The 11,317-nt window shown below is 30.8% G+C and carries 11 protein-coding genes; all 11 read left to right on the top strand.

What is annotated here, in order from left to right; all coding sequences use genetic code 11:
• Positions 1-3 precede the first annotated feature (3 nt).
• The 11 genes from GXM16_RS08460 (at position 4) to GXM16_RS08410 (ending at position 11,304) form a co-directional block, all read left to right on the top strand.
• The gene (locus GXM16_RS08460) at positions 4-1,302 is read left to right on the top strand and encodes a glutamate-1-semialdehyde 2,1-aminomutase (protein WP_163393958.1); all 1,299 of its coding nucleotides are present in this window, start codon (positions 4-6) and stop codon (positions 1,300-1,302) included.
• A 73-nt stretch (positions 1,303-1,375) separates the two neighbouring features.
• Positions 1,376-2,113 (top strand): oxidoreductase, encoded by a 738-nt coding sequence (locus GXM16_RS08455; RefSeq protein ID WP_163393957.1) that lies wholly within the window; start codon positions 1,376-1,378, stop codon positions 2,111-2,113.
• 21 nt (positions 2,114-2,134) lie between these two features.
• Entirely contained in the window at positions 2,135-3,307 is a 1,173-nt protein-coding gene (locus GXM16_RS08450; protein WP_163393956.1) for a hypothetical protein, read from the top strand.
• Positions 3,308-4,834 carry a lipopolysaccharide biosynthesis protein gene (locus tag GXM16_RS08445; RefSeq protein ID WP_163393955.1) on the top strand — a complete coding sequence of 509 codons (1,527 nt, stop codon included), beginning with the start codon at positions 3,308-3,310 and terminating at the stop codon, positions 4,832-4,834.
• 58 nt (positions 4,835-4,892) lie between these two features.
• A complete protein-coding gene (locus tag GXM16_RS08440; protein WP_163393954.1) occupies positions 4,893-5,795 on the top strand; it encodes an NAD-dependent epimerase/dehydratase family protein in 903 nt (300 codons plus the stop codon).
• Positions 5,796-5,815: 20 nt separating this feature from the next.
• A complete protein-coding gene (locus GXM16_RS08435) occupies positions 5,816-7,015 on the top strand; it encodes a glycosyltransferase family 4 protein (RefSeq protein ID WP_163393953.1) in 1,200 nt (399 codons plus the stop codon).
• 92 nt (positions 7,016-7,107) lie between these two features.
• Positions 7,108-7,905: a glucose-1-phosphate cytidylyltransferase gene (rfbF, locus tag GXM16_RS08430; RefSeq protein WP_163393952.1), complete on the top strand. Its 798-nt coding sequence runs from the start codon at positions 7,108-7,110 to the stop codon at positions 7,903-7,905.
• Positions 7,890-9,005 (top strand): CDP-glucose 4,6-dehydratase, encoded by a 1,116-nt coding sequence (rfbG, locus tag GXM16_RS08425; protein WP_163393951.1) that lies wholly within the window; start codon positions 7,890-7,892, stop codon positions 9,003-9,005. The genes rfbF and rfbG overlap by 16 nt, the downstream gene beginning before the upstream one ends.
• Positions 8,993-9,436 (top strand): dTDP-4-dehydrorhamnose 3,5-epimerase, encoded by a 444-nt coding sequence (locus tag GXM16_RS08420; protein WP_163393950.1) that lies wholly within the window; start codon positions 8,993-8,995, stop codon positions 9,434-9,436. The genes rfbG and GXM16_RS08420 overlap by 13 nt, the downstream gene beginning before the upstream one ends.
• Entirely contained in the window at positions 9,430-10,395 is a 966-nt protein-coding gene (locus tag GXM16_RS08415) for an NAD-dependent epimerase/dehydratase family protein (RefSeq protein ID WP_163393949.1), read from the top strand. The genes GXM16_RS08420 and GXM16_RS08415 overlap by 7 nt, the downstream gene beginning before the upstream one ends.
• 15 nt (positions 10,396-10,410) lie before the next feature.
• Complete coding sequence (locus tag GXM16_RS08410) at positions 10,411-11,304, top strand: glycosyltransferase family 2 protein (protein WP_163393948.1); 894 nt, start codon at positions 10,411-10,413, stop codon at positions 11,302-11,304.
• Positions 11,305-11,317: the final 13 nt, after the last annotated feature.

The following is an 11,317-nucleotide window of genomic DNA, read 5'->3' as shown; positions in this document are numbered from 1 at the left end:
GATATGGAAAAATCATATTCACAAAGACTACATAAAGTAATTCCGGGAGGCGCGCATACTTATTCAAGAGGAGATGATCAATTTCCATCCAATGCACCTCCAATTTTAGAAAGAGGAGAAGGTGCTTACGTATACGCACCAGATGGAAATAAATATTTAGATTACGGAATGGGACTGCGTTCTGTTAATATAGGATATGGAAATAAGGAAGTGGCAGATGCATGTTATGAAGAAATCCTAAAAGGCAATAATCTGACAAGAGCATCATTAACTGAATTGAAAGCAGCTGAATTATTATGTGAATTAATTCCGTCGGTTGATATGGTTAAATTTGCAAAACATGGTTCAGCAGTTACTACAGCGGCAGTTAAATTAGCACGAGCATATACTGGAAGAAAATTTGTAGCTATCCCTGTAGAACATCCGTTTTTTTCATATGATGATTGGTTTATTGGATCCACAGTAATAAATAGAGGAACATCTGAAGTAGCCAGTCAGTTTACTTTAAAATTTAATTACAACGATATTGATTCTTTAAAAAAACTTTTTGAGGAATACCCAAATCAGATTGCCGGAGTAATGTTAGAAGCTGCAACAACAGTTGAACCAAAAGCTAATTTTTTAAAGGAGGTTCAAGCTTTATGTAAAGTAAATGGAGCAGTTTTTATTATTGATGAAATGATTACTGGTTTTCGTTGGCATTTACAAGGGGCTCAAACTTACTATGGAATTGAACCTGACTTATGTACATTCGGTAAAGCGATGGCGAATGGTTTTGCAGTGGCAGCCCTGGCTGGAAAAAAAGAGATTATGCAGATTGGAGGAATACTGGAAGAAGGGGCTGAAAGAATTTTTTTAACATCAACAACTCATGGTGCAGAAATGAGTGCTTTAGGAGCCTTTATCAAAACGATGGAAATCTTAAAAAGAGATCGAGTAGTTGAGCACTTCTGGGATTATGGAAGTAAGTTAATTACTGGAATAAATACTATATCTAAAGAATTAGGAATTCAGGATCAATTTCATGTAGAAGGATATCCTTGCTCTCCAAATTATGTTGCCAAAGACAACGTAGGCAATGTTAGTTTAGCGATGCGCACTTTATTTGCTCAGGAAATGTTAGAGAAAAAAGTAATGATGCCATATATAGCTGTTTCTTATTCTCATCAAGAATCAGAATTAGATATTACGCTATCTGCTGCAAAGCACGCATTAAGTATTTATACAAAAGCATTAGAAAGTGGTTTAGATGATTTTTTAAAATCTCCTGTTATCAAACCAGTATTTAGAAAATATAATTAATGCATTTTACAATTAAATCTAATAAAAGAAATAGTCTTTATAAAAGATTTTCAATTAAGAATTAAATATTAATATGTTTTCAATTAAAGATAAAGTAATTATTGTAACAGGTGGAAACGGTTTACTGGGGAAACAAATGGTTTCAACATTTCGTGAACATGGTGCAATTGTTATAGCTGCTGATATTTATTTTGAGGAGCAAGGTTATGATGATTTTATTATTGATATCACAGTCGAAGATTCTGTTAAAGAAGGGATAGCAGCAATAATAGAAAAATATAACAGAATAGATGGTTGGGTAAACAATGCCTATCCAAGAACTAAAGATTGGGGGACTAAATTTGAAGACATAGCTCTTGAATCGTGGCGTAAGAATGTAGACATGCATTTGAATGGTTATTTCTTATGTTCACAAGTTGTTTTAGAACAAATGAAAATTCAAGGATTTGGATCACTTATCAATATGTCATCTATATATGGCTTAGTGGGACCTGATTTTACTATTTATGAAGGGACAGAAATGACCATGCCTGCGGCGTATTCTGCTATTAAAGGAGGTTTAAATAATTTTACACGATATTTAGCGTCTTATTATGGCTCTTACCAAGTCCGTGTAAACACAGTTTCTCCTGGAGGAATTTTTGACAATCAACCGGAATCATTCGTGAATAATTACAATAAAAAGGTACCGATGAAACGTATGGGCAGTCCCAAAGATATCGTTTCGGGAGTCGCCTTTCTATTAACAGATGAAGCTTCTTACATAACCGGACATAATCTTGTTGTTGATGGTGGATGGAGCGTAATATGATTTTAAATGAAGTAATTTGCTATGATTAGTAAAGTTGTATTTATAGGTTACCAGCCATTAACTGAGAAGACTAAGGAAGATTTTTATTTTCAAAATTTAAAAGATAAAAATATTGAAATTGAGTATTGGGACTTATCGGAGATATATTTTAAAGGTATTTTAAATAATCAATTGAAAGATAATTTTATATTTAAAATAAATTCATTTTCTGTATTAGAAAGCTTTATAAAGCGACAGAATAGATTAGATACATTGTTTTTAAGTAATATAACGTTCGAATATAGAGTGCTTACCCTGTATAGAATATTATCGAAATACAAATGCAAAACATCTTTTTTTGCAAGAGGAGCATTACCTTTTCATGTAGCAACTTCTCGTATCGGGAATGTTTTTCTTAAATTTCAGAAAGCTTTAGATATTAATTTATTATTGGTTTTTTTAAAAAATAAATATGCCTATTTTTTAAAAAAAAGCGGAATAGTTAAACCTCATGACTTGATTTTTCGAGCTGGTATAAACGGCATTGAAACAATCGGTGTTGGTAGTGACATCGAAAATAAAACGTCAAAAATTATAGATATTAATTCTTTTGATTATGACAAGTATGTAAAAACTAAAGATTCAGAAAGGTTATTAATAAATAAATATTGTGTTTTTTTAGACGAATATTTTCCTTTTCACCCGGATTTTGAGATGTTAAAAATTAAAACAATACAACCAAAAGAATATTATGAAAATTTGAATCGTTTTTTTGATTTATTAGAAAAGAAATTTAATGTTGAGGTTGTTATTGCTGCACATCCTAAAGCAGATAAGTATAGAGAAAAGGATTTTTTTAATAAAAGGAAATCTTTTTTTAATAAAACAGCTGAATTGACTAGAAATTCAGAGTTTGTAATAGCTCATTGTTCTACTTCTATAAGTTTCGCAGTGTTAAACATGAAGCCTATTTTAACACTTACCTCAGATTCAATTAAGGATATCATGCCTAATTATTATAATTTAATAGCTCATTTTTCAAAAATTCTTAATTCCCATATGGTAAATATTGATGAGATTGAATCAGCTGAAATAGTTTTAGATAAACCTAATTGTATTAGATATTCAGAATATACTTACAGATACTTGACTTCCGTAAAAAGTCAGAATTTGGTTTCTTCCGAAATCTTTACCGAAACAATATTAAGTCTCTAAATGCAAGAATCTTACACAAAAAATTATCTTAAAATCTATTTTTGGCAAGCCATTTCTCTTGTTCTAAATTTTCTTTCGATGTTGGTCGTAATTCCATATTTGACTTCTCAACCTACAATTTATGGAATTTATTCAGTTTGTATTTCTTTTTCTATATTTCTTGCTTATGCTGATTTAGGATTTATGGGTGCAGGTCAAAAATATGCGGCAGAGTGTTTTGCTAAAGGAGATAAAAATCAGGAAATTAAAATAATTGGATTTACTAATTTTATATTATTGATTTTTCTTTCTTTATTTTCAATTGGATTTTTTTTTCTGAGTCAGAAACCTGAAATTTTAGTAAAAGGCATTAGTAGCTCTAGTGAGTATGATATAGCATCTGAATTACTATTAATATTAGCAATATTTACCCCTACAACTCTTCTTCAACGTTTACAACAAATGATTTTTGGTATCCGTATGGAAGATTTTATCATGCAAAGAACTAATATTACAGGTAACGTTTTAAAAATCTTGTCTGTACTCTGGTTTTTTAGAAAAGGGAGCTATGATATTGTTGGATATTTTTTATTTATACAGATTATCAATTTTATTTCAGCATTAATAACCTTATATATTGCAAGAATAAGATACAATTATAATTTTAAATTGCTCTTCAGTTCTATATGTTTTAATAAATCTGTTTTCGACAAAACAAAGGGTTTGGCATTTACAAGTTTGTTTATAACAATATCCTGGATTTTGTATTATGAACTTGATTCTATTGCTATTGGTAAGTTTTTGGGAGCAAACCAGGTTGCGATATATTCTATTGGACTAACTGTTCTATCTTTTTTTAGAAGTATTTTAGGTATTCTTTTTTCTCCTTTTAATGTTCGTTTCAATCATTTTGTGGGTGTTGAGGATGATAACGCACTAAAAGTTTTTTATTTACAAATTGTATCTTTTTTTGCACCAATAATTGTTTTTCCAATCATTGTAATAACGATTTTATCAAGTTCAATAGTTTTTACGTGGGTTGGAAGTGATTATAGCCAATCAATAGAGATTGTGCAGCTTTTGGTGTTATGTAACTTATTTGCATTTATAACTTACCCAACTAATTCAATATTAATTGCTAAAGAACGTCAAAATGTATTATATTTCATAAATACTTTACTCCCTTTTGTTTTTTGGGCTGGTATAGCTTTCACAGTTCATTTTTTAGGTGTTAAATCATTTGCTATTTTTAAATTTGTTGCTTTTTTCTTATCAGCTTTATTTTTATTTAGACTCATGATTTTGTATTTGAAATTAGATTTATTTTCTTCAATTAAAAAAATCTTTCTTCCTATGTTTTTCCCAGTTTTGATTTTGATTGGAGTTTGCTTTTTTATACGATATTTCTTACCAAAAGAGAAGTCAGCAATAAATTTGCTAATTGTAGTTTTTGCTATTGGAGGAGTCTTAATAATCTCATTTGTGATACAGTATTTTAGCTCTCAAAACTGGAAACAGCAAATTTTGAAAAGTATAAAAAATAAATAAATATGAAAATTATTCTCAAAGAATGTTATTTGGGCTTGATGAATCTTAAAGAAGTAAAATGAAAAAATCAATTGTTGTATTTGGAGCAAACGGTTTCATAGGAAGTAATTTAGCAAGATATGTTGTTGATAATAATTTATTAGATGAATATGAATTTTTGTTTGTAGGAAATAAAACTATTCATTATAAAATTGAGGGTTTAAATTATGAATTATTGGATTTGACAAATAGTTTTGCACTAACTGATTTTCTTCTAAAAATAAAACCTAATTACATTATAAATTTAGCCGGTGTGATTGATAATGTTAGTTTGGATAATTGTCTTTCTATTAATGCTGAACTTCCAAGGAAAATTTTTGAGATTGTTTTACTACATGATTTAGTTATTGATAATATTCTTTTGGTTGGGTCAGCTGCAGAATATGGTGAGAACAAAAATTTCCCAATATCAGAATCAGAAAAACTTCATCCACTTAGCTATTATGGTCTTTCTAAAACGATTCAGACTGAATATTTTAAATTCTATTCTCAAAGACTAAATATTAATGTTGTAAGAACATTTAATGTGATAGGTCCTTTTATTTCTAATAAATTAGCAATAGGTGCTTTCATTGATAAAATAAACAAATGCAATGATAAGGGTATTATTCATACAGGTAGTCTTTCATCAAAAAGAGATTATCTAGACGTAAATGATGTGATTGCAGCATTTTTAAGCGTTTTGTTTAAAGGCAAATCAGGTGAAGTTTATAATGTTTGTAGTGGTAAAGGAATTTCAATGAGTGATATTCTTAATTCTTTAATAAAGGCATCAGGAAAAAGCATACAGGTTGTCGTCGATGACAAACTTTTTAAGCAAGTAAATGTACCAGTCAGTTATGGAGATAACACTAAGCTAAAGAAACATACTGGCTGGGAAGCAAAAATTGACATAGAAAATTCATGTAAGAATTTGTTTTAATAATCGCTCCATTTAATTTTATGAAAAAAATACTTGTATATACAGAAAATTATCAAAGAGGTGGAGGTAATCAATATTTGGTCGACATAATAAATAATATACCTAAGGATTTTTCTGTAGATATACTTTCTAATAAGGGAGGAATATTTAAAGAAGATTTTAATAAAATAAGGATAAAGTATACGTATCATGAAATCAATATTTTATCAATTTATAATTTATATGATAAAATAAAAACGATAAGTGAAAGTAAATTTCTGTTATTTTTCTCCAAAACGATGGTTTATTTTTTCAAATATTTTTTGTTCTTTGCTTTCAAGAAAATTAACTTTAAAAGAATCGAACAATTTATTGAAGATGAAAATTATAATTTAGTAATTTGCTGTAATGGAGGCTATCCTGGAGGCTTAACGTGTTTAGATTGTGTAGATGTAGCAGAGTCTAAAAATATTAAAGTTTGGCTGACAGTTGTTTCGATGCCACAAACAAAATCAGTAATTGATTTTATCTACAAAGGCATTTTTCAAAAGGTTGATAAGCTTATTGTAAATTCTGCTAAAATAGCCGAAGAATTTTTAAAAACACGTTCTGTAGCATTTGGAAGATTAGAAGTATTATATAATTGTCTGCCAAATGATTCTATAGATATTATACCAGAAGCTCAAGTAACCTATGATGTCACTATGCACGAATATATTTTGGGTTATGTGGGTCGTATTGAAAAATCTAAAGGTATATTTTATTTATTAGATGCCTTTGCTCAACTCTTACCACATTTACCAAATTTAAAACTAGTTATGGTAGGTTCCGGGATTGATTTAGAATTTGCAAAAACATATTGCATTACAAAAGGGATTCAAGAAAAGGTTGAATTTACTGGTTTTTACGCTGGAGATATTAGTGTAATTCTTAAAAGGTTTAATTTGTTTGTCTTTCCTTCATTATGGGAAGGTTTGCCTTATTCAGTTCTTGAAGCAATGGCTAATAGTAGGTTAGTGGTGTCAACTAATGTTGGCGGTATTCCTGAAATTATTGAAGATGGAGTAAATGGATTTCTTGTTCCAGCAGCGAATTCAAAATTATTAACTGAAAAGATCAAATATGTTTTAGGTGAATTTAAAGATTATGATGAAGTAGTGAAGAATTCTTTAAATACAATTAAGTATAAATTTTCTGAAAATAGTTTCAGTAAAGGATTAAAATCTTTTTTTGATTTTTAAAACAAAATTGTTAGTGTGGAACTAATAAATAATATAGCTTTAGTTTTACGAATAAAAATAGTAAAAAAAAACCAACGAGAATAATTACAATTATGAAAGCAGTAATACTCTGTGGAGGATACGGTACACGAATTCGGGATGTGGCTGATGATATACCTAAGCCAATGATCCCAATTGGAGGGAAACCTATAATTTGGCATATCATGAAAACATATGCCCATTATGGATACAACAATTTTGTATTATGTATGGGGTATAAGAGTGAAGTTATTAAAGATTTTTTTATCAATTATGAGCTTAGAAGTTCCGACATAACAATAAAATTAGGGATGAAATCTGAGCAAATAATTTCTGAAACAAGCCACGATGAAGATGGTTGGGAAATTACTTTAGCAGAGACGGGTATTAAAGCAATGACCGGGGCCAGAGTACGACGAATCAAGAAATACATTGGGGATGATCCTTATTTTATGTTAACATACGGTGACGGAGTTGGGGATGTAGATATCAACGCTTTAGTAACCTTTCATAAATCACACGGAAAAATGGTAACGTTGACAGGAGTCAGACCACCAGGAAGATTTGGAGAACTTGGAATTGGAGATGATGGTACCACAATAACCGGGTTTAATGAAAAACCTCAGGCTAGTGGTGGAAGAATTAATGGAGGTTATTTTGTATGTAACAGAGAATTTTTAGATATTCTTAGTGATGCAGAGGACTTAGTGTTAGAACAAGAACCAATGAAAAAATTGGTTGAATTGGGTGAGTTAAAAGTTTTTGAGCACGACGGTTTTTGGCAGCCTATGGATACTTCAAGAGAATATTCTTTATTAAATGAACTTTATAATAATAATCAGGCACCTTGGGTAAAATGGGAGAAAAAATAATTTTTGGAGATGTATATCGCAATAAAAAAGTTTTAATTACTGGTAACACCGGTTTTAAAGGATCATGGCTTTGTACTTGGCTGATTGCCTTGGGTGCTGATATTTATGGTGTTTCGAATGAAATACCTACAACTCCTTCAATGTTTTCAGAATTGGGATTAGCAGAAAAAATGAACCATTTTTTTGCGGATGTTCGTGATTTAGATGCAATGAAAAATATAATTAATGATATACAGCCTGATTTTGTATTTCATTTAGCAGCTCAGCCAATAGTGTCATTATCGTATTCAGAGCCAGTTGATACAATCTCAACAAATGTAATGGGGACAACTAATGTTCTTGAAGCTCTGCGAACCTATAACAAGCACTGCACGGCAATCATAATTACAAGTGATAAATGTTATGACAATGTAGAATGGATTTATGGGTATAAAGAGACAGATAGTGTTGGAGGCAAAGATATTTACAGCGGAAGTAAAGGTGCGGCAGAATTGATTTTTAAATCATATTATCATTCATTTTTCAAAAAAGAGAATGGTTTGGTACAAATAGCCTCTGCTCGTGCTGGAAACGTAATCGGAGGCGGAGACTGGGCTTTGGACAGAATTATACCGGACTGTATGAGATCCTGGAGCGAAGGCAGGATTGTAGAAATCAGAAGTCCAAAAGCAACCAGGCCCTGGCAGCATGTTTTAGAACCACTTAGTGGCTATCTGCAATTGGGGGAACGTTTACATAAAGATCATTCTCTTAATGGGGAAAGTTTTAATTTTGGACCAAAACCGGAATATAATCATACAGTTCAGGAAATATTGGAAGATATGAGTGTGCGCTGGCATTTTGAAAACTCTAAAGATGCGTATCAGGTAACTGGTGATACCAAATTTCATGAAGCAGGTCTGTTGAAATTAAATTGCGATAAAGCGTTGTTTCATTTTCAGTGGAAACCAACACTTGATTATAATACTTTGATTGAATATACCAGTGATTGGTACTATGAATTTTATAAGAATAACATTGATATGTTTACTTATACAAAATCACAGATTGAAGGATATGAAAAATTGGCGAAACTTAGCAATATAGCATGGACAAGATAACTGTAGACGGAGTTTTGCTTACACCTCTAAAAAAAATTCATCATCCTAAAGGAGATGTATTTCATGGAATGAAAAAATCCGATGCAGGCTTTTCTGGTTTTGGAGAGGCGTATTTTTCTACAATTCATAATAGAGATACTAAACCATGGAAAAAACATCTCGAAATGACTTTGAATTTTGTAATTCCGATGGGGGAAATTCGATTTGTGATTTATGACGACAGAGAAGATAGTATAACCAAAAATTCTTTCTTTGATATTACCTTAGGAGATAATAATTATCAAAGAATTACAATCCCTCCTGGTGTTTGGGTGGCATTCAATGGTGTAGGCAAGACCTATAATTTGTTATTGAATTTGGCAAGTATAGAACATGACCCAAATGAAATAGAAAGAAAAGAAAACGTATCTGATATAGCCTATTCATGGTAAAAAAAAAAATTCTCATTACAGGAGGGGGCGGTTACATTGGCGCACGTCTTTGTCTACATCTGGCTAATGAAGGTTATGCAGTAACCTCTCTATGCCATTCAAAAATTCCTTCAGACTACAGCTGGACATCTAAAATGGAAAAAGTTATAGTTGGAGATATCAGAGATGAAAAGTTGATGACAGAACTGGCAGATGATAATTATGATATCGTAATTCATTTAGTCTCTCTGGATCATCGGCAGTCTAATTCATCTCCAGGGCTTGTCAGCTCTGTTAATATAACACCTGTCTGGTCTCTGTTGGATATATTTTCTAGACAAAATCTTAATAAATTCATTTATTTTTCAACCGCTCAAGTATATGGTAATTTAAGTAATGAGCATATTTTGGAAACTCACTCCCTAAGACCTCAGAATCCGTATGGACTGACTCATCAGATAGGCGAAGTAATTTGTGATTATTATAATAGAAATTCAGTTGTAGATTGTAGTGTGGTAAGACTTTCAAATAGTTATGGAGCACCGTTATTTGAAGAAAATAATTGTTGGTGGCTTGTAATAAATGATTTGTGTAAAATGGCCCACGATAAAAAAGAAATTGTATTGCAATCAGATGGTTCTCCCTTAAGGGATTTTATACACGGCTGGGATGTTTGCAGGGGAGTTCAGACTATTTTGGAAACAGAAAAGTCACATTTGACTTATAATTTAAGTTCGGCAACAACGCTTTCTATTATGGAAATAGCCCAAAAAATAAAGGGAGTCTTTGAAAATCGTTACAGAACGAAACTTTCAATTAAAGCAGCCGAAGGTAAGAGCAACATCACTAAATCAGTATTTGAAATAGATAATAGCCTGATTAGCAGTATAGGATTTTATCCAAAATGGTCTCTTGAAGACGGGATTAATGATCTTTTTGACTATTTGGAATCAAAACAGTTTAGAAATAATAGTATTTAATTTCATATTTAGTTAATGGATAAATCTTTTATGTTTTCGATAGTTATACCAACCTATAACAGATCTTCCGATTTAATACGATGTTTAAATTCTTTAGTTACTCAAACCTATAAAAATTTTGAGGTCATAGTTTGCGACAATGGTTCATCAGACAATACCAAAGAAGTAATTATAGAATATGAAAAAAAAATGAATTTGAAGTATATTTATCTAACTGAAAATTCAGGAGGGCCAGCAAGACCAAGAAATATTGGAGCCGCAAATGCAAAAGGAGAGTGGATTTGTTTTTTAGATTCGGATGATTTATATGAGCATAATAAATTGGAATATATATCAAAATTAAACTTGGATAATGTTGATTTTCTTTATCACAACCTAACTGTCATAAAAGGAGGTTTGAAATTTGGAAAGTTGAAACCAAGAAAATTAAGCAAAGCGAATTCATATTATGACTTATTGTTTAATACGAATGTAATTCCGACCTCATCTGTTTGTGTAAGAAAAGAGATTTTTCATAAAACAAATGGATTCAAAGAAACTAAAGAAATTGCCGGTTTGGAGGATTTTCACCTTTGGATAAATTTAGCAAGAATGGGTGTAAGATTTTATTATATTCCAAAACAGCTAGGATGTTATTTTGTTGGTAATGATAATTTTACGGTGACTGATGAACGTCAAATAAATAGATATAGAGTGCTGTATCAGGAGTTTTTTGATTTGGAAGAAAACCAAACAAATAAAGCCAAAATTAAAGCAGCATTAGATTATCATACTGGTTGGGTTTATTATAAAAATAAGGATTTTAAAATAGGAACTCCGTTTCTAATGAAATCTGCTATTAATGGAACAGTAAAGATTAAATTAAGATCGCTATATTTTTTGTTAAAAAATATAGCGAATTTATCGTAAAGAATAACACTCA

Origin of the sequence: Flavobacterium limi (assembly GCF_010645075.1) — a bacterium.
In the GTDB taxonomy this organism is placed as follows: Bacteria; Bacteroidota; Bacteroidia; order Flavobacteriales; family Flavobacteriaceae; genus Flavobacterium; species Flavobacterium limi.
Note: the sequence above shows the minus strand (reverse complement) of the source record. Positions and strands in the feature narration are given on the sequence as shown.

What these genes read in the sequence shown, in the direction of transcription:
- GXM16_RS08460 (WP_163393958.1), top strand. Translation starts at nt 4, where the DNA reads ATGGAAAAATCATATTCACAAAGACTACATAAAGTAATTCCGGGAGGC.
- GXM16_RS08455 (WP_163393957.1), top strand. Translation starts at nt 1,376, where the DNA reads ATGTTTTCAATTAAAGATAAAGTAATTATTGTAACAGGTGGAAACGGT.
- GXM16_RS08450 (WP_163393956.1), top strand. Translation starts at nt 2,135, where the DNA reads ATGATTAGTAAAGTTGTATTTATAGGTTACCAGCCATTAACTGAGAAG.
- GXM16_RS08445 (WP_163393955.1), top strand. Translation starts at nt 3,308, where the DNA reads ATGCAAGAATCTTACACAAAAAATTATCTTAAAATCTATTTTTGGCAA.
- GXM16_RS08440 (WP_163393954.1), top strand. Translation starts at nt 4,893, where the DNA reads ATGAAAAAATCAATTGTTGTATTTGGAGCAAACGGTTTCATAGGAAGT.
- GXM16_RS08435 (WP_163393953.1), top strand. Translation starts at nt 5,816, where the DNA reads ATGAAAAAAATACTTGTATATACAGAAAATTATCAAAGAGGTGGAGGT.
- rfbF (WP_163393952.1), top strand. Translation starts at nt 7,108, where the DNA reads ATGAAAGCAGTAATACTCTGTGGAGGATACGGTACACGAATTCGGGAT.
- rfbG (WP_163393951.1), top strand. Translation starts at nt 7,890, where the DNA reads ATGGGAGAAAAAATAATTTTTGGAGATGTATATCGCAATAAAAAAGTT.
- GXM16_RS08420 (WP_163393950.1), top strand. Translation starts at nt 8,993, where the DNA reads ATGGACAAGATAACTGTAGACGGAGTTTTGCTTACACCTCTAAAAAAA.
- GXM16_RS08415 (WP_163393949.1), top strand. Translation starts at nt 9,430, where the DNA reads ATGGTAAAAAAAAAAATTCTCATTACAGGAGGGGGCGGTTACATTGGC.
- GXM16_RS08410 (WP_163393948.1), top strand. Translation starts at nt 10,411, where the DNA reads ATGGATAAATCTTTTATGTTTTCGATAGTTATACCAACCTATAACAGA.